The sequence below is a fragment of the Kitasatospora hibisci genome (genome assembly GCF_043950205.1).
Taxonomy (GTDB): Bacteria; Actinomycetota; Actinomycetes; order Streptomycetales; family Streptomycetaceae; genus Kitasatospora; species Kitasatospora hibisci.
Window position 1 is genome coordinate 24,531 of record NZ_CP171642.1, and the last position, 23,702, is coordinate 48,232.

At 70.1% G+C, this 23,702-nt stretch carries 20 protein-coding genes and 2 pseudogenes; 7 read left to right on the forward strand and 15 right to left on the reverse strand.

All coding sequences use genetic code 11. The annotated features are described in order from the left end of the window. Nucleotides 1–6 precede the first annotated feature (6 nt). Complete coding sequence (locus ACF9IK_RS00075) at nucleotides 7–1,455, forward strand: IS1380 family transposase (RefSeq protein WP_395292174.1); 1,449 nt, start codon at nucleotides 7–9, stop codon at nucleotides 1,453–1,455. Here ACF9IK_RS00075 and ACF9IK_RS00080 read toward each other — a convergent pair. Beyond that, the gene (locus ACF9IK_RS00080) at nucleotides 1,431–2,606 is read right to left on the reverse strand and encodes a hypothetical protein (protein WP_395292175.1); all 1,176 of its coding nucleotides are present in this window, start codon (nucleotides 2,604–2,606) and stop codon (nucleotides 1,431–1,433) included. The two genes, ACF9IK_RS00075 and ACF9IK_RS00080, sit on opposite strands and share 25 nt — an antisense overlap. Nucleotides 2,607–2,655: 49 nt before the next feature. Next, entirely contained in the window at nucleotides 2,656–3,486 is an 831-nt protein-coding gene (locus ACF9IK_RS00085) for a hypothetical protein (RefSeq protein WP_395292176.1), read from the reverse strand. 125 nt (nucleotides 3,487–3,611) lie between these two features. On the opposite strand from ACF9IK_RS00085, the gene ACF9IK_RS00090 reads away from it, so the two are divergent. From ACF9IK_RS00090 to ACF9IK_RS00100, 3 genes are read left to right on the forward strand one after another with little or no spacing between them, the layout of a single operon-like run. Continuing rightward, nucleotides 3,612–4,868, forward strand: coding sequence for a metallophosphoesterase family protein (locus ACF9IK_RS00090; RefSeq protein WP_395292177.1), 1,257 nt, complete (start codon nucleotides 3,612–3,614; stop codon nucleotides 4,866–4,868). After that, a complete protein-coding gene (locus ACF9IK_RS00095) occupies nucleotides 4,865–7,546 on the forward strand; it encodes an AAA family ATPase (protein WP_395292178.1) in 2,682 nt (893 codons plus the stop codon). The genes ACF9IK_RS00090 and ACF9IK_RS00095 overlap by 4 nt, the downstream gene beginning before the upstream one ends. After that, entirely contained in the window at nucleotides 7,503–8,021 is a 519-nt protein-coding gene (locus ACF9IK_RS00100) for a hypothetical protein (RefSeq protein ID WP_395292179.1), read from the forward strand. The genes ACF9IK_RS00095 and ACF9IK_RS00100 overlap by 44 nt, the downstream gene beginning before the upstream one ends. 68 nt (nucleotides 8,022–8,089) lie before the next feature. On the opposite strand, the gene ACF9IK_RS00105 is transcribed toward ACF9IK_RS00100, so the two are convergent. The 8 genes and pseudogenes from ACF9IK_RS00105 to ACF9IK_RS00140 all read right to left on the reverse strand — a co-directional run bounded on the left by ACF9IK_RS00105 (nucleotide 8,090) and on the right by ACF9IK_RS00140 (nucleotide 13,656). Then, complete coding sequence (locus ACF9IK_RS00105) at nucleotides 8,090–8,506, reverse strand: hypothetical protein (RefSeq protein ID WP_395292180.1); 417 nt, start codon at nucleotides 8,504–8,506, stop codon at nucleotides 8,090–8,092. Between the two features lie 4 nt (nucleotides 8,507–8,510). Further along, entirely contained in the window at nucleotides 8,511–9,341 is an 831-nt protein-coding gene (locus tag ACF9IK_RS00110; RefSeq protein ID WP_395292181.1) for an IS5 family transposase, read from the reverse strand. Between the two features lie 102 nt (nucleotides 9,342–9,443). Beyond that, nucleotides 9,444–9,887 (reverse strand): annotated as a pseudogene (locus ACF9IK_RS00115) (NAD-dependent DNA ligase LigA); the annotation flags it as partial. Nucleotides 9,888–10,129: 242 nt separating this feature from the next. Continuing rightward, nucleotides 10,130–11,080 carry a hypothetical protein gene (locus ACF9IK_RS00120; RefSeq protein ID WP_395292182.1) on the reverse strand — a complete coding sequence of 317 codons (951 nt, stop codon included), beginning with the start codon at nucleotides 11,078–11,080 and terminating at the stop codon, nucleotides 10,130–10,132. Nucleotides 11,081–11,218: 138 nt separating this feature from the next. Further along, nucleotides 11,219–11,812, reverse strand: a complete 594-nt coding sequence (locus ACF9IK_RS00125; RefSeq protein WP_395292183.1) for a DUF4291 domain-containing protein — start codon at nucleotides 11,810–11,812, stop codon at nucleotides 11,219–11,221. 97 nt (nucleotides 11,813–11,909) lie between these two features. Next, on the reverse strand, nucleotides 11,910–13,196 hold the full coding sequence (locus tag ACF9IK_RS00130) for a hypothetical protein (protein WP_395292184.1): 1,287 nt from the start codon (nucleotides 13,194–13,196) through the stop codon (nucleotides 11,910–11,912). Between the two features lie 2 nt (nucleotides 13,197–13,198). Next, the gene (locus ACF9IK_RS00135; RefSeq protein ID WP_395292185.1) at nucleotides 13,199–13,534 is read right to left on the reverse strand and encodes a helix-turn-helix domain-containing protein; all 336 of its coding nucleotides are present in this window, start codon (nucleotides 13,532–13,534) and stop codon (nucleotides 13,199–13,201) included. Further along, complete coding sequence (locus tag ACF9IK_RS00140; protein WP_395292186.1) at nucleotides 13,531–13,656, reverse strand: hypothetical protein; 126 nt, start codon at nucleotides 13,654–13,656, stop codon at nucleotides 13,531–13,533. The genes ACF9IK_RS00135 and ACF9IK_RS00140 overlap by 4 nt, the downstream gene beginning before the upstream one ends. A 389-nt stretch (nucleotides 13,657–14,045) precedes the next feature. Between ACF9IK_RS00140 and ACF9IK_RS00145 the strand changes: the two genes are divergently transcribed. After that, nucleotides 14,046–15,224, forward strand: coding sequence for an IS30 family transposase (locus ACF9IK_RS00145; protein ID WP_395298423.1), 1,179 nt, complete (start codon nucleotides 14,046–14,048; stop codon nucleotides 15,222–15,224). A gap of 108 nt (nucleotides 15,225–15,332) precedes the next feature. On the opposite strand, the gene ACF9IK_RS00150 is transcribed toward ACF9IK_RS00145, so the two are convergent. After that, the gene (locus tag ACF9IK_RS00150; protein WP_395292187.1) at nucleotides 15,333–16,517 is read right to left on the reverse strand and encodes a methyltransferase domain-containing protein; all 1,185 of its coding nucleotides are present in this window, start codon (nucleotides 16,515–16,517) and stop codon (nucleotides 15,333–15,335) included. A gap of 576 nt (nucleotides 16,518–17,093) precedes the next feature. Between ACF9IK_RS00150 and ACF9IK_RS37000 the strand changes: the two genes are divergently transcribed. Next, a protein-coding gene (locus tag ACF9IK_RS37000) for an IS630 family transposase (protein ID WP_428846362.1) occupies nucleotides 17,094–18,154 on the forward strand; the annotation gives its coding sequence in 2 pieces (ribosomal slippage) (nucleotides 17,094–17,541 and nucleotides 17,541–18,154; 1,062 coding nt in all). 417 nt (nucleotides 18,155–18,571) lie between these two features. On the opposite strand, the gene ACF9IK_RS00165 is transcribed toward ACF9IK_RS37000, so the two are convergent. The 3 genes from ACF9IK_RS00165 to ACF9IK_RS00175 all read right to left on the reverse strand — a co-directional run bounded on the left by ACF9IK_RS00165 (nucleotide 18,572) and on the right by ACF9IK_RS00175 (nucleotide 21,618). Next, on the reverse strand, nucleotides 18,572–19,834 hold the full coding sequence (locus tag ACF9IK_RS00165; RefSeq protein WP_395292190.1) for an ISL3 family transposase: 1,263 nt from the start codon (nucleotides 19,832–19,834) through the stop codon (nucleotides 18,572–18,574). Between the two features lie 248 nt (nucleotides 19,835–20,082). After that, a complete protein-coding gene (locus tag ACF9IK_RS00170; RefSeq protein WP_395292191.1) occupies nucleotides 20,083–20,301 on the reverse strand; it encodes a hypothetical protein in 219 nt (72 codons plus the stop codon). Nucleotides 20,302–20,550: 249 nt separating this feature from the next. Continuing rightward, nucleotides 20,551–21,618, reverse strand: coding sequence for an IS110 family transposase (locus tag ACF9IK_RS00175; protein WP_395292192.1), 1,068 nt, complete (start codon nucleotides 21,616–21,618; stop codon nucleotides 20,551–20,553). Nucleotides 21,619–21,858: 240 nt separating this feature from the next. On the opposite strand from ACF9IK_RS00175, the gene ACF9IK_RS00180 reads away from it, so the two are divergent. Continuing rightward, nucleotides 21,859–23,007, forward strand: a complete 1,149-nt coding sequence (locus ACF9IK_RS00180) for an ISAs1 family transposase (RefSeq protein ID WP_395292193.1) — start codon at nucleotides 21,859–21,861, stop codon at nucleotides 23,005–23,007. Nucleotides 23,008–23,198: 191 nt separating this feature from the next. Here the strand turns inward: ACF9IK_RS00180 and ACF9IK_RS00185 are convergent. Continuing rightward, a pseudogene (locus tag ACF9IK_RS00185) lies at nucleotides 23,199–23,693 on the reverse strand (ISAs1 family transposase); the annotation flags it as partial. Between the last annotated feature and the right edge of the window lie 9 nt (nucleotides 23,694–23,702).

Consider the following 23,702-nt stretch of genomic DNA (forward strand, 5'->3'; position numbering starts at 1 on the left):
TGTCGAGTGAAGACGATATCGCGCCGCCGTACCACCTCCCGCACCCCCGGCCGTCGCTGGAGCCGGTTGCGGGCGCGGGTGGGTGTGCCGGACGGGTCGCTGACGGAGAACGGCGGCTTGGTGCTGGTGGCCGAGCTGGACCGGGCGTTGGGTGTCACCGCCGCGCTGGACGCGGGGATCGGGCCGGTCAAAGCACGTGATCGGGGACTTTCGGGCGGGGAGTTCGCGCTGGCCATGGCTGTGGTGCAGCTGACCGGCGAGGACCATCTGGTCGGCTTCGACCGGCTGCGGGCCGATCGGGTCGGTGAGGCTCTGCTGCCCGCGCCCGTTCCGCCGTCCACGACGGCCGCCACGCTGGCCACCCGGTTCGACCAGGCCCGGCGCGAGGGCATCGAGGCGGGGTGTGCGCAGGTCACCGCGAGCGCGTTGTCCGCGCTGCCGGTCGGCGAGCGGGCCCGGGTGCTAGCCGGGCGGGTGACGATCGACATGGACGCCAAGGACGTCGAGGTCTACTCGGTGCGCAAGGAGCAGGTCGTACGCTCCTACAAGGGCGAGATCGCCGGGCGGGTACACGCCGCGCACTGGGCCCAGACCGGCACCGTGCTGGCCGCCGACCTGCTCGACGGCCGCTCCGACGGACGCACCCACGCACCGGGCCAGGTCGACCGGGCGGTGGACGCGGTGCGCGCGGCCGGCGCGACGGGCCCGGTCCTGTTCCAGGGCGACTCGGGCTACTACGCGGGCAGGGTCGCCGAGAAGATCGCCGTCCGCGGATGCCTGTTCCGACTCGGCGTCCCGCGCAGCCAGCCACTGTGGCGGGCGGTGGCCCGCGTGCACGAGGACGACTGGACCGACGCTCTGGACTACCCGGGCGCGCAGGTCGCACTGCTGGACTACGTGCCCACCGGATGGCCCGACGGCACCCGGGTGATCGCGCGCCGGGTGCGTTACGACGCCGCCGTACTGTCCGCCGACCCGCGCTCGCGCCGCTCGCGCACCGTCGGCAAGGACCAGCTCGCCCTCGTGTTGGACGGCATCGCCGACACCGCGTATGCCTACTCGTTCATCGCCACCAACGAGAACCTGGACCTGGACGAGGAGATCGCGGTGGCGGAGTGGGAGTTTCGCCGCCGCACCCGGATCGAGGAGTTGTTCCGCGACACTGCCCACGGCGCCGGCCTGAACCATCTGCCGTCCGGCTCCCACGCGGTCAACAGCATGTGGATGTGGGGCGCGCTGCTGGCCTACAACCTCACCGCGTGGCTGCAGATGCTCAGCCCGCTGGACACGGCCCGGCGCCGCATCGCGACCGTGCGTCGCCTGTTGATCCGCCGGGCCGCCCGCTGCACGGTCACCGCCCGTCGCCACGAACTCCACTTCACCGCCACGGCAGGTGAGTTGATCGCCAACACGCTCGCCCGGATCCGCGCTCACCGGCACCTCCCAGCCGTCTGACCGGCCCGCCCGACCGGGCCCGAACCACCCGCACCAGCCCTGGAAAGCCGCCCACCCGACGCGCCAGCCGGGACATCGTCCTGCCCGCACGCGCCGGACCCGCGCCGACGGCCAGCACAGAGATCAACTGGCTGGCCGCCGATCACTACCTGCGGATTCGGGTCTGAGCCCAGCACCTCAACCCTGCCTTGGGTGCGCGCCTCCTGGCGGCAGTACAGGGCGAGGTCGCAGTGTTCGCGGCATCCCGGGGTGTAGTGGGGTAGCAGGGTAGTGAGAGCCGCTTCGAGCTCGGTGCGGGGCCTGGTGGGTTGCCCGGTGTGGTCGAGCAGCAGGTCCAGGCTGGTGCCGGTGGGAAACTTGTCCAGCAGTTCCGGGATGCGGCGGAGCCGGTCGAGGTGACGGCGCAGTGATTTGATCTTCTTGCGGGCGTTACAGAGCGTGGCCGTGGGCACGCGGGAGAAGTTGAGGGGATTGATCAGGACGACGGTGTCGGAGACGCGGTCTGGTGGCAGGCCTGCGCCAGCGAGGACTTCTCGCAGGGCCAGCACGTAGGCGGCGGCTTGGACCAGCGCCCAGCCGACCTGGGTTTCGTCGGCTTGGCCGTCGATGACGGGGAAGGACTTGATCTCCACGACGTAGAAGACGCCGTGGTGTTGGAAGGCGACGGCGTCGGGTTCCAGGTGTACAAGGTGTCCGGCGACGGTCAGGCTGAGGACGGGGTGGTCGAGCAGGGTGTGGTCGCCTGACTTTCCCTGCGCTGCGTTGAGGACGAGCTGGCGGGTGTGGGCGTGGCGCAGTTGCTGGGGTGAGGTGTTGTCGTCGGTGGCGACGGAGTTGAGGTCGTCGTAGCCGACCTCGGGAAGGGTGAAGCCGAGGGTTTGCCGCAGGAGCCGTACGAGTTCCGCGCCGCCTTGGGCGGTCACGCTCCGCTCGAAGGCGATGCCTGCGTCGAGGGCGAGTTGGGACTCGCGGAGCGGCGGCGGCGCGCCCAGGTGGGCGGCGAGTGCGTCCTTGTCGATGCCGGACGCGTCCAGCAGGACTCTGCGGTCGCAGCTCGGGTTGGCCGTCAGCGCGGACAGGGTGCGTGCGTTGTGCGGGAGTTGCCGGGGCGTTCCTCGTAGAACGTCCAGCCGTGGGTCGAGCGGACTCAACTGTCTTCCTAGGACGGACAGGGCACAGCCGTGCGGTCGAGAGGGGTGCTTATGAAATGCGGCGCTGGCGCTTGGCGTCGTGCAGGGGGGCGCCGAAGATCTGGTCTGTGGCGTCGAGGGTCGTAAGTGCGCGCCGGGACGCCTCGGCGCGGGTGTCCGCGTCGTCGTCGGCGTGGATCGCCAGTTCGGCGGCCGCGGCTTCGCGCAGCGCGTCCAGGTCGACCTGGCCTCGCGTGTCGGGGCAGCCGGGGATGTTGCGGTTGTAGTAGAGCAGGAGCTGCTGTACGGGCAGCGGCCAGGTGCCGCCGGGGAGTTGCTCGGCGGCGTCCGCGAGGCGCAGTGCCGAGGTGAGGAAGTTGACGCGGGCCGTGAGCGGGCCGACGAGGCGCTGCTCCAGCGGCCAGGTGCTCAGGGCGAGCAGGGCGCGCACTGGGGAGAGCCGGTCGCAGGCCAGTGCCGGGCAGATGTAGAAGGAGCGGCGGTCGGGGGTGGCCCGGAAGGAGCGTTCCTCGTCTCGGCGCAGGGTGGCCAGGCGCGCGGTGTTCAGCGGGTGGAAGAAGAAGGCCTGGTGGACCTGGCTGAGCAGTTTCGGTGCGGCGGGGACGGTGAGGAGTGTCAGTGCCTGGCGGACTTGCTCGCGGGCTGTCGGGACGCCGAGTTGCCGTTCGACGTTGCCGGCCGCGGCCGGGGCTTCGGGGGCCCGGTGGGCGGGCGGGGGTTCTTCGGCGGGGCTGAACAGGGCGTCCCAGGCGTTCTGAGTGCGCCGTAGCTCTTGGCGCAGCGCGTTGACCTGGTCGTTGTCGTGGTGCGCGAGGGCCTGCCGCATCGCGTGCTGCAGCTGCTGCATGCGTTTCTCGAGGGCGTCCAGGTGCTCGTGCATGGGGGCATCCTAGCAGAGACTCAAGGTTCCTATTTTTCCCCTGTTTCTCGTGTACAGTCCCTGGCTCGTAAGGCACCACTGGTGTGCCCTGTGACGCCTCGCTATTGGAAGGGCGCAACGAAGGCATGAGCAAACTGCTCCACACGTCCGACTGGCACCTGGGCCGGACCCTGTACCAGCATTCGCGCGAGGAGGACTTCGACGCCGTCTTGGCGGAGATCGTCGCGATCGCCCAGGAGACCGTGCCGGACCTGATCATTCACAGCGGGGACCTGTTCGACTCCTCGCGCCCCAGCTCGCGGGATCTGATCCGGGCCATGCGCACTCTGGACCAGCTCGCCGCCGTCGCGCCGACCGTGGTGCTGGCCGGCAACCACGACTCCCCCACGTACTTCGAGTTCCTGAACTACGTGAGCGGGCCGTCCCGGGGCCGCGGCCTGTTCTTCGTCGATCAGCTGCGTCCGGCCGAAGACGGAGGGATCCTCACATTCCCCGTTTGCGGGGGTGAGCAGCGGATCCGTCTGGCTGTCATGCCGTTCGTGCATCCGAACCGGTTCTGGCGGCGCTCGTCCGCGTTCGGCCCGGCCCACGCCGACTCCGCCGAGGGGATGCGGGCGGTACAGGCGGAGTTGATGGCCGGCCTGCAGGAGGGCGCCGACCCCGACCGGGACGTCCTGGTGTTCGCGGCCCACGTGTTCGTCGCCGGCGCGACGCTCTCCCACAGCGAGCGCGCCGTGGACGTGGACGAAGCCTACGCGATCCCGACCGCGGACCTTCCCCAGGTCTCCTACGCCGCGCTCGGCCACATCCACGGACCCCAGACCCTGAACACGAACGGGCTGGGAATCGCCCGCTACGCCGGCAGTCCGCTGCAGTTCGACTTCGGCGAGGTCGACGACGTCAAGAGCGTCTCGATCGTCCAGGTCGACCCGGGACGCCCGGCCAAGCCTGTGCCCCGGCCCCTGACCAGTGGCCGCCCCCTGCACCGGTTCAAGGGAACCTTGGACGAGCTCCGGGCCCGCGCGGCCGAGTTCGACGCAGTGTTCCTCAAGGCGGAGATCAACGGCGAGGAGCCCGACGCGCGACTGACCCTCAAGGTCGCCGAGATCGTCCCCAACGCGATCCTGTGCCGGGCCCTGCCGGCAGGCGACGCCGTCGGCGACTCCGTCGTGGACCCCGGCCCGGCTGAGACCCCGACACTGCCGGAAGCCTTCCGCGCCTACCTGGCCGACCAGGGACTGACCGGCGGCGCCGCACAGTCCACCGTCACCGCTTTCGCCCAACTCCTCGGCGAACTCGACGACGAGACACCGCCACCGCCACCATCGGAGCTGCTGCTGCGCGCTGCGCTGGAAGACCGCTGGACGCGGGAGGCGTCATGAAGCCGCGCAAACTCACCTTCGCCGGAATGCGCAGTTACCCCGGCTCGTGCACCGTCGACTTCACCGACAAGCGACTGATCGGGATCCTGGGCCCGACCGGCGCCGGCAAGTCCACGATCCTCGAAGCGATCATCTTCGCCCTCTACGGCAGGACCTCGTGGGGGGCGAGGGGGTACGAGCTGATCAGCCAGGGCTGCACCCGCATGGCGGTGTCCTTCGAGTTCGAGATGAACGGCCGACTGTGGCGGGTCGCCCGGGAGCTGGGCGAGAAGCGCAAACACCCCAAGGCGGTGCTGGAGCCCCTGTTCGACGACGGCGGTGGTCAGAAGTTCGACGACATGACGGCGGTGACCGCGGAGGTCACCCGCATCATCGGCCTGGACTGGGACGGCTTCGTCAGCACGGTCCTGCTACGCCAGGGCAAGTTCGACGTGCTCCTGAAGGCCGGCAACGCCGTCCGCGCGGAGATCCTGCGGCATGTCTTCGGCATCAATGAACTGGAGCGCGTGCGCAAGCACACGGTCTTGCGCGTGGAAGGCCTGCGGGACGGCATCGCCGATGCCGTCGAGGCCCGCAATTCCCTCCTGCGTGATCCGCAGGGCAGTGCCGCCCAGGCGGAACTGGAAATCGAGCAGACCCGTGGCGTCGCCGTACAGCGGCGCGAGCGGCTGGACCGGTTGCGGGACGCGCAAGGCCGGGCGGTGGAGCGCAACCAGCGCAAGACGGACCTGGACAAGTCGGCACGGTCACTGCGGGGGCGTCGGGTCGCAGGCGCGGACACCACGATGGCCGAACTGGCCCGCGTCAAGGCGGACATCGACGCCGAAGCGGCCTTGCAGGCATCGACCGCCATGGAGCTGACCGCCAAGCTGGAGGCATCCCAGGCCGCGGTGGACGCGGCGCAGCAGGCCGGAGACACCGTCAATTCCCTGTCCGCGGCCTCGGTGGTGCTGGCACGCCTGCCCGAACGGATCACCGCCCTGGCCGCCCGCGAGGAGCGGCTCGGGCAGGAGCAGCTCGCCCACGACGAGCAGGTGGAGGAGGACACGCAGGCGCGGGCGGATCTGGACGAGCGTGAGCTCCAGGCCAAGGCGCTCGCCGAGGCGGCCGAGACGGTCGAATGCGCGGCCAACGACGCCCGCGCGGATGGTGAGCGGATCGGTGAGGCGTTGCGGGCGGCGCTGCAGGAGGCCGTCAGCGAGGCCGGCCATCGGGCTTCGGAGCAGGCAGCGCTCGAGTCGGTCGAGGGCCTGAGCGGCCGCCTTGTCGTGCTGGAGGACGACCTGGGTGTGCTGCAGGACGCCTGCGACGCCACGCAGGAGAACCTGATCGCGGTGCAGCGCTGCGAGTCGGCCCACACGGCCGGGGCCGGTCTGGTGGCCGGGGATACATGTCCGGTGTGTGCCCAGCCGGCTCCGGAGGGGTTCACTCCCCCGCCCCCTCTTGACCGCAAGGCGCTGGACCGGGCGAAGCGCGAGGTGCGCAAGCGCGTGGACGCGTTCAACGCGGGGATCTCCGCCAAGGTGGAGGCCGCCACCGAACTGGGAGCGGCAGAGAGGACGGCCGAGAAGCATCGGGGTGAATACCTGGCCGCCGGTGAACGCCGGAGCGCGGCCCTGGTACAGGTGCGGGAGCTGGTGGGGGCCATGCGTTCCGCCTGTGCGCCCGCCGCGGCCGATGCCTTGGACGCGGTGCTGGTGGAGGCGTCCGCCCAGGTGGAAGCGTTCAGCATGGGCGAGCCGAAGAGCCGGGGCCAAGTCACGCGCGCGGTCACCGCGCTGCTCAAGCCGCTGCGCGGAGCCGAGACGGACCTCGTCGCCGCGCACCTGAAGGCCCGCGAGGAGCTGGCCGCGGCGCAGGCGGAGAACGAGGGGGCCCGCACCGAGCTCAAGCGGCGCCGTGCCCGGTTGCAGCGCGAGCGCAAGCGGCTGGACAAGGCGCAGTTGCAGGGCGAGGCCGACCGGCAGGCCCTACTGAAGGAGGTCGACGAGCTCCCGGCTTCGGTCCGGCCCCCACGCTCTTCGCCGGACGAGCTCCCGTCCGAGCAGAGCATCGCCGGCGCGTGGAAGGCCGCGGACCAGCTCCTGGCACGTCTGGAGGAGACAGCGCGCGACCACGAGACGGTCAAGGAAGCCATTGCCGCCCACGCCGAGCTGGGACGGGCGCTCGACGCGCGCCGTCGGCGCGAGGTCGACACGCCCACGCAGAAGCTGGCCGCGAAGCTGGAGCGGTGGGCGGACGCGGTCAGCGAGGCCAGGGACGTCCTCGCCGACAGCACGCTCGCTTCCCCGCCGCCCGCCCTGGAGGTGGGCGAGTTGGCCGACATCGAGGCCTACGCGGCCGCCGTGTCCCATCTGAGAGGACATTCTGAGCCGGTATGCCCGATTCCCGCAGTTGGCTTGGGCCAGGCACCGTCCTGGCGGTCACGTGGTCCTGCGTCGGCTTCTACAGTGTCCCGAGGTAAAGGGGCGGGCGGTAGATCAGAAGGGCTGACTCAAGAACGTGGTGCGGATCGAGCGATTGGCGGACCTGAAGCCCGTCCACCAGCGTCAGGCTGCCGTCCTGGCCCTGTGGCGGTGGCGTGCGCCGATACTCGCGTTCGGGTTGGACGCAGAGTGGGGCGTCGACCAGTCTGTGCTGGAGTCGCTGTTCCGACTGGCGGCGTCACCTGCTGGTGAACGGTCGGATGCCGCATACCGGCGAGCAATCGCCGAGCTGTGCACGGCCCCGCTCTTCACGTCTGAAGTTGACCCGGACACGGTCCAGCTCTTCCAGTTGGAGATCATCAGCAACCTGCTGACCTTCGGCGAACTGCTGGACAAGCCTGGCGTGGACGAAGTCGAGCGAGTGGTCGAAGCCTCGGCCAGCCTGGCGAACTACCTCGACGGTCTCGTTGAGGGCTCCTTCTACTCTCACCCCTCGGAGGAAGCCCACCGCCAATACCTCGCCGACCTGGCGGATCGGGTGAGCGAGGGCTATTTCGCGTCGCGCCACTTCGCTGTCGAGACCGCCTGCCACGGTGCTCTCGGGGTTCTCCCCGATTCCGCAGGGCTGCTCGACTCGTCCACGGGTCACGAGTTGCTCGCGCTCTGCGAGAACTTCGGCGAAGAGCTCGTCACAACGATGCAGTGGCTCCGCATGACGGGTCACTAGCGATCGCGTCGTGAGCCGGATGGCAAGTGCGGCGGCTGTGACGGACGGGTGCCCGGAACGGAGGGTGGCTACGGGCGGCGCCGGATGAACAGGCCCGGTTCGGTCTCGGCGAGGACGCCCAGGTTGACCAGGCGCTTGAGCTTGTGCCGGGTGCTCTCGATGTTCTTCGACTTGAGCGGGAGGTCCAGGGCCTGGCACAGGTCGCGGGCACGCATCGGTCCAGCAGCGTCGGCGAAGACGTCGAGGATCTGCTGGTAGGCCGGGTGGGCTGGCAGGACGGGTGGCTCCTCGGCTGGCTCCGGGGTCGCCGGCGGGAGGGCGAGGAGCGTCTTACGGGTCACCGCCAGGCTCTCGATCTCCTCGTCGAGTTCACGCAGGCGCGCGGTGAGCTCGTCCATCTGCGCGCGAATCCGGGCTGCATCGCCGGCGAGCTCGCGTTCGCGTGCGTCGATCCGCTCCAGAAGCGGTGCGACCTGGTCATCCATGCGGTCACCCGCGCCAGGTGGGCGTGGTCTGGCCAGTGAGGCGGCGCGCCATCACGTCGATCATTGCCCAGCGCACCCTGGACTCCGAGGACTTCGGCCTGCTCTCGTAGTCCCGCACGAGCCGCCGAAACAGCATGAGGATGCCGAGCGTCTGCTCCACGATCCACCTCTTGGCCTGCGGGACGAAGCCGACGCCCTTGTCGGTAGGGTTGCGTTCGACGATCTCGACGTCGATGCCGACCGTGGTGCCGTGCTCGACGACGGTCTTCTTGAAGCCCTGGTCCACCAGCGCCTTCTTGATGGTGCCGATGGGGGCGACCTGGCCGAGGAGCGCGATGCCGAAAGCGTTGTCGTGGGCGCTGGCGGCCAGCACGGTCACGGCGATGACCAGGCCGAGGACGTCCACCGCCAGCCCGCGCTTGCGGCCCGGCACCTTCTTGGCCGCGTCCTTCCCGGTCGTGGTGGCGGGCACGTTCACCGCCGCACGGACGCTCTGCGTGTCGATCACGACCAGGCTCGGGTCCTCCGCGCGCCCGGCCTTCTCGCGGACCTGCCAGCGCAGCAGGTCGTTGATCTTCACGTCCGTGCCGTCGTCGCGCCAGGCCGCGAAGTAGTAGTAGACGGCCGACTTCGGCGGCAGGTCGTGCGGGAGGTAGTCCCACTGGCAGCCGGTCCTGCCCTGGTACAGGATCGCGTTGACGATCTCCCGCATCTCGTACCGACCCTGATGCCCGGTCGGGGACGGGTGGTCGGCCTTCCACGCCGAGATCACCGGCTCGATCAGCGCCCACCGCTCATCGGACAGGTCGCTCTTGTAGGGCTTGCGGTCACTCACCCAGACAGCCCAACAGGACCAAGCCGCCCGACCGGCCCGAACCGCCCAAACCCACACGATCAGGCGACCACAAGACCGTCATACCAGCTCAGAATGACCTCTGATGTCCTCGCCCGCCAGGCCATCGCCCCGGGTGATCAGCCGCTGCAGGCGCCCGGAGCGGTAGCGGGCCGCGACCGCCAGGCCGTCCAGCTTGGGCTCCACGCACCAGGCATTCACCTTACGGTCCAGCCGGCGCTCCAGCCCTGCGGCCCAGGACTCCAGCTCCTCGGACGAGAACACGTTGTCCAGGGATAGCATCGGCACGCTGTGTGGCACATCGCCCACGACCGCGCCGCCGGCGACCTTCCCGGTGGGCGAGTCCGGCAGGACCTCGTCCGGGTGCACCTCCTCCCAGGTCGCGATCGACCGCACCAGCGCGTCGTACTCGTCGTCCCCGAGCGGTGTGGCCCCGTCGGTGTAGTACGCGGCGGCGGCCTGCACGGCGGCGGCGACCGCTTCGGCGTAGGCGGAGGGGGACGACAGCGTCGCGGATGCATCGATCATGGGGACATCATCGCGGTCGGCACCGACAACGGACCCGTCCGCGCTGCGGACGTCGCCCAGGGGTGCGCTAACGATCTCCCAGCGACCGTGGCGGTGATGCCTTGAACCGCAGGCCGTATCCCGCCCTCTCTGACCGGCCCCGCACACGGGCCAGGCGCCGTGAGATCAACGACGTGTTCACCCGGTCCCGTACTACGGCGAGCCTGTTGAACTCCCTGGCCATCACGCCTCGACCAACGTGGTCAGCGGTCCCAGCTTTCGAAGAAGTGACTGTCCAGCAGATAGCTCGGCGCGAAGCCGAGGCCGACGTCGGTGAGCAGCCTTGCGAGGAACTCGCCCAGACTGCAGTCGAACCGCCGCCACTCGCCGTCGAAGTCCGTACGGACGAGCACGGGCCAGTCAGACGGGTCGGCCGCGCCGGTCTGCCAGACGAAGTCAACTTCCCGCTCGGAGCTGCCCCACTGAAGCAGCCCCTGCGGTGCCGGAAACGCCGGCTGCGGAGCGAACCGGTCAGCAGGGGGCCTGGACCAGTCGATGAGGTCCAAGCCGCTGCCGTTCGGGACGAGAAGGTCGACGTATCCGTCGAAGCTACCGGGGCCGAACACGTCGACGATCTCCTTGTACTCCTCCGGCAAGGCCGTCCCCAGTGCGGCCTCCGCCGCCCGCCAGTCGACAGCTGGACGTTCTCTCGGCTGCCAGCCGGTGATCGCGCACAGTCGCTCGATCCATGTGCTTGTTTCAGGGAGCCCGGCCCATGCGGGGTCCGGGCGGTCCGCGAAGACCACGACCGGCTGAGTTCCGGTTCCGTCGCCGACGGCGATCCAGCCCAGGCCGATCCAGTGGGCCCGGTGTCCCCAGCCGGCGAGTTCCACCAGCTCGTCGCCGAACGGCTCCAGCAGCGCGAGGCCCAGCGCCTCGGTAACGGTCGGGTCGACGAACCGGTCCAGGGCCAGGCTGCGCGGCCGGCCCGACCACTGCCCCAGCGTGGCCCTGAGCCCGGCCAACTCGTCCAGGCCCGTGTCCATGGGAAGCCGGAAGACCGTTGGCCGCTCCCAACGTTCCAGAGCATGGCTCTCCAACAGGCTCTGGACCATCGCAACGAGGTCGGTGTGTGACTGCTCTGGCGTCGGCGGCATCGGACCAGTCAACTCGATCCCGTCTCGGTCCGGCCAGTTCGCCCACACGGCGGACACATCAATCTGGGACTCTTCGATTCCCGCCCCGATCGAACATCACAACTACTGATGGCATCGCGTATTGGATCGTCGTGAGTTGCCCAGGCGAACGGCGACGGCACGAGCAGTCTGTGGTCTCAAGCGGGCGGGACCGGCTCAGTGGCTCAGGTGGGCCAGAAGCGTGTCACCCGACGGATAGGGGCGTTCGGCGGGAAGGAGTTGCCGGGCGGCGTCCAGAGCCCCGTCCTTCACATGGGCATGAATCGCAAGCGCGAGTGCGGTGACGTCGTTGATCGAGACGATCCACTGCTCTGCGTAGCGCTCCGCGGCCTCGCCGGCGAGGCCGAGTTGAAGAGAGCGGTGAGGAAGCGGCTGCAGGTGCAGATCGCGTTCGGGATCCCACTGCACTCGGGCCGAGGCTCGCTTCAACTGGCGTTTCCAGGTGGCGCGGTCGGGGTGCAGGCCGTGTTCGTAGTGGGCCAGGCAGGCGTTTCCCAGGGCCCATTCGAAGCCCTCACGGCTGAGTTCGATCGCGAGGACGGTCTCCTGGCCTTCCTTGCTCGCCCATCCGCAGCGGTACATCATCCAGAGGAACGACGGTTTGATCCACGTCATTCGGTCCCTCTTCCATGCCTCCGGAAAGCGACCGTCCTGTGCGGCGGGCAGGCCGATTTCCGGAGCGTATGCCTGGTAGACGGTCACCGTGGAGGCCGTATAGAGGGCGCGGATCTGATGCTTGGGTTCTGGCACGGTGACCAGGGTCGAGGTTCGGTGCGCATTGCGCCATCGAATTACCGGGCCGGATGGGGCTGGCTGGGCTCTGAATGGAGTGGGGCTGGCTTTGGGTTCAGGGTGTCCGGGACTGGCGTCGGTGGGAGGCGTAGGTCGCCCAGGGCGCCCCGGCCTGGATGGCGTGGTCCTCGGCGCATTCGGGCGTGTAGCCGAGTGCCTGGGCAGCGGCAGCGGGCGGCATCTCCAGGACCCGGGCGCGGATGGCTGCGAGCCGGGTGCCGAGAAGGTGGATTCCGTTCTTGGCCAGCTGGTTCATCAGGTAGGTGGAGTGGATGTGCTGCCCCGGGCGGTTGCCGGGGAAGAGCCAGGGACTGGTCGGGTTGGCGATGACGTTGCGGGGGCCTCGGTGCTCGGCGTGCTCGCCGAGCACTTGGCCGAAGGGCTCGGGGACCGGGACGGGGCCGTGCGGGCCGAGAGTGATGCGGACTTCGTCGCTGCTGACGTCAAGGTCGTCCAGGGCGAGCGCGGCGAAGCGGGTCAGTGGCTGGGCGAACAGCGCGAGAAGGAGAGCTGCCGCGCGGTCCCGCAGGAAGTACCCGGCCTCGGGGTTGAGGAGGTCGCGTAGGAGCTGGACCCGCTGTTCCTGCGTGATGGTGTCGCGAGGAGTGCACTGGTGATACGGAAGCCGCAGGTGGCGGGGCATGTTGCCGTTCCTGCTGGCCCAGGCGATGAAGGCCCGGCTGCCCTGACGGCTGGTGTTCCCGGTGCTGATCCAGGTGTCGAGGTGGGCCTGGGTGCACGCCTGCCGGCTGGAGCCGCGCTCGCGCAGCCAGGCCAGGAAGGTGCTCGGGGAGTTGATCTCTCGCCGGGGCCGGGCGGTCAGGCCTGGGGTGAGAGCCTCCCGGGCGGCGCGTTGGCGGAGTTGGCGAACGCTGTGCCAGGTGGCGAAGCGGCGGACGAGCTGCTGGTCCTCGTCGTGGTGGGTAGCGTCGAGGGTGCGGCGGAGCCGGTTCTCGAAGAGCACCAGGTAGCGGTCGCGGTGTTCGAGGATCTGGTGCTGGACGAGCAGGTCGCGCAGGTGCATGACGGACTGCGGAGACAGGTGGTCGTTGAGGCTCTCGTGGCTGAGAGGGAGCCGCCCGGTGGCCAGGTCGGCCAGTAGCGGCGCGATGTGCCGATTGCCGATCAGCCAGACCAGTCCGGCATCCGGATTGGGATGAGTGCAAACGGCTTGGTGCAGGGGCAGGAGCGCGGGGGCAATCTGGCCCGTGCAGTCGTCCAGTACCTTGGTGATCTGTTCGGCGAGGTGGCAGCGTGGGCAGATCACGCCGTCGGGGCGGTGTCCCCACCAGCGGTGCTGTTCTCCATGGTGCCGGCGGCGTGGGCATATCCGTCCTGTCATGGTCAGTCGGTACGGCGGACGCGGGCGCGCTTGGGCCGGATCGTGGCGTTGAGGTCGATAACGGTGGGACCGGCCTTGATCGCCTTGGGCACCGCGGTGGCCTCGACGCGGAAGGCACATAGGTCCTCGACGGTGCACTCCGGAGCGTCGGTCAGGGCGCCGAGGACTGTCAGGGAGATCCTGTCCGGTCGGCTGCCGACAAGGCGGTAGATCTGCGAGGCGGACAGGGTGATGCCGCGTTCGGTCAGCAGCGGGATCAGGTCGGAGATGTTGTGCAGGCCGCAGGCGGCCATGATCTCGCGCAGCCTCCAGAAGTAGGTGATCGTCTGGCGGGTCACGGGGTCTCCTTGCGTGGCGCGGCGATACGGTCCAGCGCGGCGCGGACGGTGCGGGCGCGGTAGTCGGGCGAGACGTGCGTGTAGAGCGAGGACCGGCGCCCCCGCAAGACCGTCGAGAACACCTGCTCCAAGCTGGCCCTGGCCAGCATCTTCGCCCGCGGCAAGGCCGGCGAGGACGGCCTCCCCCTCCAGCAGGCCCACCAGCAGGTCGACGAGTAGGCCCCGGCACGCACAACGAGGCCCCCGCCCACGAGGCGGGTTCTAGCGATCCCCGCAACACCCTGTAGTTCAGGGAGTTGCGGGGATCGTGGATTTCGGGGTGTTGAAGGCGAGGTTCTTCGAGGCGTTGGACCGGGAGGACGGCAGCGTCTCGGGTGCTGCCCGGATGGTCGGGGTGAGTCGTCATACGGCGGCCGGCTGGGCGCGGAAGGCCGGTGTCCGCGGCCGGGGGAAGTCCGGTACGGGCGGGCATCCGGGCCGGGCGGAGTACGAGCGGCTACGCGCGTCCGGGGTGCGACGCCGTGATGCCGCGGCACGGGTTGGGGTCCACGAGCGCACCGCCCGGGACTGGGACCGCGGGATCCGCAAGATCGGCAACGCGCGCCTATACCCCGATGGGCGCAGGATCGACTACACAACGGGGATGACCAGCACCGTTTCCTCCAAGGCCACACCGTCCCTCGCGGCGGTCGAGGCCGAGCTGCATCCCCGGTTCTTGACGGTGGCCGAGCGGGAGCTGATCGCGGACCTGCACCGTGAGGGCCGGTCGCTGCGGGCGATCGGACGGGCATTGGGCCGGCCGGCCTCCACCGTCAAACGCGAGATCGATGCCCGTTCCGTCGACGGCCTCTACCGGCCGCACCGCGCCCAGCGGGCCTGGGCCGGGAGCCGGGCGCGCCCCAAGGACTCCAAGCTCGCCCAGGACGGTCCACTGCGCGAGTTCGTCACGGACGGGCTGCGGAAACGGTGGTCGCCCGAGCAGATCTGTCACGCTCTGGTCATGGAGTTCCCCGACGACGACAGCATGCGGGTGAGTCCGGAGACGGTCTACCAGGCGATCTACGTCCAGGCCCGCGGCGGGCTGCGTCGCGAGGTCGCACTCGCACTGCGCACCGGGCGCACCCGACGCAAGCCGCAGCGCAGCCCGGAGCAGCGCACGTCCCGGTTCGTCGACGAGATGGTGATGATCTCCGAACGCCCTGCCGAGGTCGAGGACCGGGCGGTTCCCGGCCACTGGGAAGGCGATCTGATCGTCGGCACCCGCAACGAGAGCGCGATCGTGACCCTGGTCGAGCGCTCCACCCGTTACGTCCTGCTCGGACACCTGCCCGGCGGGCACACCGCCGAGGAGGTCCGGGAAGTGCTGGTGCCCCTGATCCAGACCCTGCCCCAGCACCTACGCGGCTCGCTGACCTGGGACCAGGGCTGCGAGATGGCCGCGCACAAGCAGTTCACCGTGGCCACGGGCGTGCCGGTCTACTTCTGCGATCCGCACTCACCCTGGCAGCGCGGATCGAACGAGAACACCAACGGCCTGCTACGGCAGTACTTCCCCAAGGGCACCGACCTGTCCGTCCACAGCCCCGAAGACCTCGAACACGTCGCCCAACAACTCAACGGCCGACCACGCAAAACGCTCGACTGGAGAACCCCAGCCGAGCGCCTGCGTGATCTACTAACGACCACATAGCCATCAGGTGTTGCGAGGACCCCAAGAATCCGCCCGAGGAGCGGGGGCCTCGCCGCGTCCAGCACGCGGCGCAGCGGGACCGCCAGTGCCGGTCTCCGGCCGGTGGTGTCAGCCGACGGCTGCCGGGGCCGCTGCGGCCCGGCCCACCGGCCAGCGCGGCCCGGTCGCGGCGTCACCCACCCACACCCACTGCACGCCCGGGGTGACGGTGATGCCGTAGTCGTACCGCGACGGCCGGCCCAGGCCCGTCCACTGGTCCCACGCGGCCAGCACCTCGTCGCCGAGGCGCCGCGGACCGCCCTGGTGCACCACCACCGTCCCGCCACCAGCCGCGGACAGGGCCGCCCACGAGCGGGCGCCGTCGTGCACCCACGCCGAGGTGCCGTCCTCGTCGACTGCCGTGGTGAACACCGCGTCCGGGACGGCGACCCGCAACGCGAACCGCAGATCCCAGTCCTCACACAGCGGCACCAGGTCCCGCTCCACGCGGTGCTCGGTCTCAGGCGGCCCGTCGCCACGCACCTGCGCATACCCCGCGGCCGGCCCACCCGCGCCCGGGCCCGCGCCCGCGGCGGGGCCGCGGTCCGGCATGAACTGCGCCAGGCCCTGCACCCAGCCGGACGCCGACCGGCCGTCCGCAGCAACGGTGAGGGCGACGTGCCCGAGCCGGCCCCACGGGTAAACGATCCGCCCACCCGGCACCGTCGCCTCTACCCACGCCCACGGCACCCGCTCCACCGCGTAGGTGGCGTGCACCCGGTCGAAGCGGCCCGGCGGCCGCCCGGCGGATCCGTCCGCGACCAGCATCTCGACGTCGACGCCGGCCGCCGCGAGCCGGCCGCGCGCGAACGCCGCCAGGGCCGGGTCCAGCTCCGTGGACACCACCCGGCCCGGGCCGGCCCGCCACCCGGCGATCGCCGCACTCCAGCCCTGCCCGGTGCCGACGTCCCACACCCGGTGCCCGGGCTCCAGCAGCAGCGAGTCCAGCATGTCCACCACCACGGCCTGCGCCGACAGCGACGACGTCGGCAGCCCGCCGGTCACCTGCGTCACCGCGGCCGCGTCCTGGTCGGCGTACAGCTCACCCGCCCAGCCCGCCGGATCCACCGCGCGGTCGACGGGCACGTACGCGCGCCCGTCCCACCGCCACAACCGGTCCGGCGCGAAACCGTCCCGCGGCAGCACGGCCACAGCCTCGCGCAGCCACGGCGAACGCTCCGGCCACGCCGAACGCCCGGCCATGGCCGCGTCCAGCCGCTCCCGCCCGGCCACCAGGTGCTGGTGCTCCGTCACTTCTTCTTGTGCTTTCCGTCGCTTGGCGGCGGCGCCGGCACCTGCCCGTCGGCGTTGCCCGGAGGCGGGTCTCCCTTGCCCGGGTCCGGCGGCGGCTTCTCGTGCTGGCCCCGCGACGGCACCATGCTGCACTCCCCTTCGTGTACGGGTCAGGACGGGCCCATCGTGGCGCAGCACGGCATCCCCGGGTAGGGAGCGTGGCGGAGCGTCAGGGGCGCGCAGGACCGGGTGCGCGCCGAAGCGGGATCAGGCGAGGCTCGGGCCGCGCTGCCGCGCGGCGCGCCGGCAGTGGGTGCCTGATGGCCAGTCATTGCCATTTCGGGCGAACCCACTTGAACTTTGAGGCACAGTGCTACCCGATGACCACCATCACCACCGTCAACGCCGCCTCCCTCACCTACCGCGTCAAGCTCCCCGCCCTCCTGCGCCGCCGTCCCCGGGCCGTCACCTCACCGCCGACCTGATGATCGCCCTCGGCGGCCGCCGCTACTGAACTTGAATGCGTGATGTCGCTCGGATGGGTGAAGCAGAAGCGTTCGCCTGCCGGCGGAGGGTCGGTCCCGGTAGTCGTGTGCTGTGAGATACGCACAGGGCGGCGGTTTGACCGACGCGGAGAGGGCCGCACGCGAGCGGATCCGGCAGCAGGCCGTGGAGCGCTTCGAGGGCGGCGAGCAGAACCGGGAGATCGCGGCCGCACTGCGGGTGAGCGTGCGTTCGGTGGAGCGCTGGCGCCGGCAGTGGCGCGAGGGCGGTGCGGCAGGTGTGGCTTCGAAGGGCTCACCCGGTCGTCCGAAGCTGTCCGACGCCCAGATCGGTCGGCTGGAGCGGGAGTTGGAGCGCGGACCGCTGGCCCACGGCTGGCAGGACCAGCGGTGGACCCTGGCACGGGTGAAGACCTTGATCGGCCGGCTGTTCCACGTCTCCTACACCGTGGAGGGCACCTGGGTCCTGCTCAAGCGGCACGGCTGGTCCTGGCAGCAGCCGGCCCGCCGTGCCATCGAACGCGACGACGCGGCAGTGGAGTTGTGGAAGAAGGACACGTGGTCGCGGGTAAGAGCGCCGCGGCAGCCCGCGACGCCTGGCTCGTCTTCGAGGACGAAGCCGGGCAATCGATGAGGCCACCGCGCGCCAGGACCTGGGGCAGGATCGGGTGCACCCCCGTCGTGCGGGTGCGGGGCCGGGGATCGGGCCGGGTCTCCATGGCGGGATTGAGCTGCTACAAGACCGGCAAGCGCTCCCGGATGTTCTACAGCTTCCACGTCTACCACGGTCGCAAGAGCGAGAAGAAGGGCCTGACCTGGCAGGACTACCGGGACCTGCTCATCCGCGCACACATCCAGCTCGGCGGCCCGATCGTACTCGTGTGGGACAACCTCCGTGCCCACCTGATGCCGCCGATGCAGGAGTTCATCCAGGCGAGCAAGGACTGGCTGACCGTCTTCCAACTCCCGTCGTACGCACCGGACCTCAATCCGCAGGAGGGCATCTGGTCGCTGGTCAAGCGCACCATCGGCAACCTCGCCGCCGACCTCGACCAGCTCGCCCGGGCCGTCAGACGCAGCTTGAAGAAGATCCAGTACCGGCCTCACCTCATCGACGCCTGCCTCGCCACCACCGGCCTGATCATGGACGGCTGATCATCTTCAGGCCGACATCACGCATTCAAGTTCAGTAGCAGAAGAGCAACATGGGCCGCGTCTACCGGAGGTGATGGTGACGAGCGACATGGCGGTGATCCTGTCGGTTGGGTGACGGTGGTCAGAGGTTGGCGGCGGCGGTGTTGATGCCGGCGCGGAGACGGGCGACGCGGTCGGCGTAGTCACGTTCGCCGTCGAGGTAGCGGACCTCGACCTGGTCTGCGTCGTAATGGCTGATGTGGAGTCGGCCCTCGGTGACGTCGAACCAGACCTTGCTGATCGAGCCGATGAGCTTGAAGACCCGGCCGTTGGCAATGCCGCGGCCGCCGAGGGTGGCGCCGGAGACGTTGCCGGTCCGGTAGTAGGCGACGTCGAGGCCGGCGAAAGGCGGCTCTTCTGCTGGATCCGTGGGTGTGATCAGGTGAGTTGGCGGCGGGGCAGGGTGGGTCGGTTGCCGTCGAGGGTGAGCATGACGAGGGCGATGACGGCGTCGGCGGTGCGGAAGCCGAAGCCTCGGCGGATGATCAGACGGGTCTTGGTGTTGGTCGACTCGATCAGCCCGTTGGACAATTGCTCGGCGATCGCGGCCGTGATGGCCTCGCGGTGCCGTTTGATCTTCCGGCGCAGGTCCAGGAAGGCGGGGATGCGGCAGCGCTGGGCCCAGGCCAGCCAGCGGTCCAGCGCGGCGACGGCAGCCGCCATGCCCTCGGCCTTCGCGATCCGGTAGACCATGCGCAGGCCCTCCTTCAAGAGGTAGGCGCGGTGCAGACGGGGGTCGTTGGCGGCGATCCAGGCCAGCTTCGCGCTCTGGCGCTCGGTCAGGTCTTCCGGGTTCTTCCACAGCGCGTGGCGCGAGTGCTTCAGCCGGCGGGCCAGGTCGGGGTCGGCGGCCTGGCGCCGGGCCCGGTTCCAGCTCGCGCGGCGTTCCTCGTCGAGGGCGTCGGTGGCCCAGGCGACGACGTGGAACGGGTCCATCGCCCGGATCGCGTTCGGGGCGCGCTCGGCCACGACGTCCGCGATCCACTCCGCGCCGTCCGCGCTGATATGCGTCAGCCGATGGGCCCGTTGCTCGCCGAGAGCGTCGAAGAAGCGGCGCAGGACCTCCTTGCCGTGGCCGTCGGCCATCCACACCACGTGCCGGGTGTCGTGGTCCACGACCACGGTCATGTACTTCTGCCCCTTGCGGTAGGAGATCTCGTCGACGCCGATCCGCCGCAGCCCGGCGAGGCGGTCGATCCCGACGTCGGCGTCGCGCCGGTAGCGGGTCAGGATCGCGCCGACAGTGCGCCAGGCGACCCGCATCAACTGCGCGGTTGCCGACTTGGAGCACTCGGTGGCCAGCCAGGCGACCTGCTGGTCGAAGTCACGGGTATGCCCGGCTCCGTGACGGGCCCAGGGCACCGCCGCGACCACCACACCGTGCCGCGTGCACGACACCCGCGGAGCGTCAGCCTCCAGGAAGAGTTTCAGGCCGGCCGCGTCCAGGTGCCGCCAGCGGCGCCGGCCGTCCCCGGCATCGAAGCGGGGGCAGCGCCTGCCGCAGACCCCGCAGCGGCGACGCGCCCGACCCCGCAGACGCACCGCGACCACGATGACCTGGGACTCTTCCTCGAACCAGGCGTCCTCCGGCGCTGCCTCCCCGCATCCGACCAGTGCCTTCAATACGGTGGTGAACCGCACGCCGTTCTCCCTGCGCGTCTGATCCTGAGCCTCGATACCTCAAGATCTGCACAGGGGACGGCGTGTGCCGTGTCAGGCACTCCGGACCGACCCACGGATGGAGCAGAAGAGCCCGAAAGGCGCCCAGTCGTTGAGAATACGAGACCAACTACTACCTGGCGACCACGAAACCCCTGGTCACAGCCACAACCTGAGATCTCTACCGAACCCGGGGCGGTTCACCCTGATCGTTGACCATGTTCGCGGGCTCACTGCCGAACCTGCTTGGACCAGTCACCCTTGAAACGATAAGCACGACCGTCACCGGCCTGCTTCAGCCCGTCCGGGACGACATCATCATGGTACGGGTACTGCTGTGTCACCGCGGCCAGCAGAAATTCCAGGAAGCCGCCCTCGAACAGATCCCACTCCCGCATCGAGTGGAACTTGACGGCGACCGGCCACCGGTCCGGGTCCGGGTCCCGCATCAGCCAGAAGAAACGGTCGGAGTTGGAGTTGTTACCCCACTTCAGCAGCCCACCCTCGGCCGGGAACAGCGGATACGGGCACTCCCTGAAGTCCCCGTCCCGATCAGGGCTGATTCAAAGTCCTGGCCACGGGTGAACGCGCAGGTCGGGGGCGGTGGTGTCGTGTCGGCCGTCACGTAAGCAACGGAGCTCCGGTTGACGGGGTGACCTACCAAGTCGCCCGTGTCCCGGAGATGCTCCTATCGTCTGTCAAGCGGCCTGCGCAAGGTCGATTCTGGGGGTGTCTGCGCAGGTCAGGGCCCGGAAGACCTCGCGAGCCACGTACCGCTTGAGGCAGCGGATGATGTCCTTCTTCTGGAGTCCCTGCGCGGTGCGCCGGGCGATGTAGTCGCGGGTGCGCTGGTCGTGCCGCATACGGACGACGACGATGCGGTAGAGGGCGGCGTTGGCGGACCTGTTGCCGCCGCGGTTGAGCCGGTGACGGTCCCGCCGGCCGGATGAGGCGGGGATCGGGGCGACGCCGCACAGGTGGGCGAACGCCGCTTCGGAGCGCAGGCGTTCGGGGTTGTCGCCGACGGCGGCCAGCAGGCGGGCGGCTGTCTCGGGGCCGACGCCGTTGACGCTGACGAGCTCGGGGGCGGCCTGGGTCGCAAGCGAGGTCAACTCGCTGTCGTAGTCCTCGATTTCGCGGCCCAGCTCCTGGTACCGGCGGGCCAGGCGGCGCAGGGTGAATTTCGCCGCGGCAGCCGGAGTGGCCAGGTCGCCGCTCGGCCGAAGGCGGCTGAACGTGGCGATCAGGTCAGCTGCGGCAAGGCCACGTAGCTGGGCGCGGAGCGTGTCCGGGGCGGTGACGAGCAGGCTGCGGATCTGGTTGATCGCCTGGGTGCGGGCCTTGACGGCGGAGGTACGGGCGTTGTGCAGGACGCGCAGCGACTCGGCGGCGCCGTCGTGAGCCTTGGGGACGATGTCGGCGCGTCCGGCGGCGACGGCCTGGGCCGCGGCGTAGGCGTCGATCGGGTCGGACTTACCCTGTCGGTGGCGTATTCGCCGGTCGGGCCGGTTGATGTCGAAGACTGTCAGGCCGGCCGCGGCCAGGACCCGGGCGAGCTGGGTGCCGTACGAGCCGGTGCCCTCCACTCCCACGGCGCACACATTCCCGTGTGAGCGCAGCCAGGTCAGCAGGGCGTGGTAGCCCTCGCTGGTGGTGGGGAACTGGGCATCGGCGAGGTGTCGGCCCAGGGCGTCGACGACGGCCGCGTGGTGGGTGTCGGTGTGGGTGTCGACGCCACCGAAGACGTCACGGGGCTGATCGGTCATGATGGTGGTGCTGTCCTTCCGGATGCGTCAGGAGGCAGCACACGCCGGTCGGGCGGGCGGACAAAGCAGTGACGGGGGCTTCTAGCCCAAGCTCCTATCAGGTCACGAACGCCCGTCCGGCCGTGTGCGTCGTGGCCCTCCGCGGCGAGTCGACAGATCTCCGGAATGACAGCCCGAGGGCGTCAGCTTCGATGCGGGTCAGACCCGGCGGAGGACCACGGCACCATCATCACTGCTCCGATGTGTCGCCAGTCTGCCACCGTCTGCCTGATCAAGTCGCCCGGCCGCGCCGAGCGTGAACTCCCGCTCCTCGCCGACCGGTTGTCTACCCTGCCTGATCCGCGCGACCGGCGGGGTCGCCGGCATCCGCTGGCCGCGGTGCTGCTGACCGCCGCGTGCGCGGTCCTGGCCGGCGCCCGCTCCTACCTCGCGATCGGACAGTGGGCCCGCCACGCACCTCAGCACACCCTCGCCCGCCTCGGGTTTCGTCCGCACGGTGTGCTCGGTGTCCGCACCGCGCCCTCGACCTCCACCGTGCGCCGGGTCCTGCTCGCCGTGTGCCCCGGCGGACTGGCGGACCTGCTCGGCACCGACCCGACCGGGGCCGACCAGGTCGCGGTGGACGGCAAGACCGCACGCGGCTCGCGGAGCCACGCCGCGCCCGCCGCCCACCTCCTGGCCGCCGTGACCGGCACCGGCCGGACCGTCCCCCCGTTACGGGTCCCGGCCAAGACGAACGAGGCGACCGCCTTCCGGCACCTGCTCGCGCCGTTCGACCTCACCGGGGTGACGGTGACGGCCGACGCCCTGCACACCCAGCGCGACCACGCCCGCCACCTCGTCGAGGACCGCCAGGCGCACTTCCTGCTGCCGGTGAAGGGCAACCAGCCCCGGCTGCACGCCGCCCTGCGGGCCCTGCCCTGGCCACGGGTACGGGCACGCTACGACCGCAAACTGGGCCACGGACGTCGCGAGACCCGTTCGCTGCGGGTGCTGACCGTCACCGACCTTCACCTGGACTTCCCCCACGTCGTCCAGGCTGCCAAGATCCTGCGGCACCGCACCGACGCCCGCACCGGCAAGGTCTCCCGGCAGACCGTCTACGCGATCACCGACCTGACCGCCCTCCAGGCGTCCCCGCAGAAGCTCGCCCACCTCGCGCGCTCGCACTGGACCATCGAGAACCGGCTCCACTTCGTGCGCGACACCACCTTCGCCGAGGACGCCTCCAAGATCCGCAGCGGCCACGGCCCCGAGAACATGGCCACCCTGCGCAACCTCGCCATCGACACCCTCCGAGACGCCGGGCACAAAGGCATCGCGGCCGGACTGCGCGAGGTCTCCTACGCACCCCACGACCGCCCACTCGACCTGCTCAACCTGCCCTGAACAGCCCGGATGTTTCCCAACGACGACTATGAATCAGCCCTGGCGTGTTGGCGGACCGGTTCGTAGTAGTGATGAAGCCTCTGTAATGGGGGCGGAGCGAAGGGGCCGGGTCATCCGTGGCTGTGTGTGTCTGGTCAACCGGACGTTCTCCGGGACAGGGCCATTGCATGATCGAGAAGTGTCCGGTTTCGTCAGGTGAGGCCGAGGGCTCGTAGTGGCCGCTGGTGGTCGCGGCCGGTGTGGCGGAGGGCGGCGGCGATGTTGGTCTTGCCGTCCTGGCGGAAGACGCTGATGGCGAGGTTGCGCAGGCTGGCCATGGTCCGGGGCAGGTGGCCGGTGCGGACCTTGGAGTCGTCCTCGCGGAAGGTCCGGTCACGGACGTGGTGCAGCAGGTTCTCGATGCTCCAGTGGCCTCTGATCCAGGCGGCGAGTTCGGCCGGGGTGGCGTCGAACACGTCCAGGCTGGTGATCAGGTAGACCCGCTCGACGGTGAGCTTTCCGGTCGTCAGGTCGCGTCGCCAGCGCACGACCTGGACGGCCTGGCGCGCGCCGGGGTAGTCGATATGGGAGAACGCGGCGACCTTCAGTCGGCGGATCTCGGCGCGGTGGTGGGCCTTGTCACGGGTGCGGTGGTCGAGCGGGATGTCCCGCCAGGGCAGGTGCTTGACCTGGGCGTGCAGGCCGGGGTGGTTGCG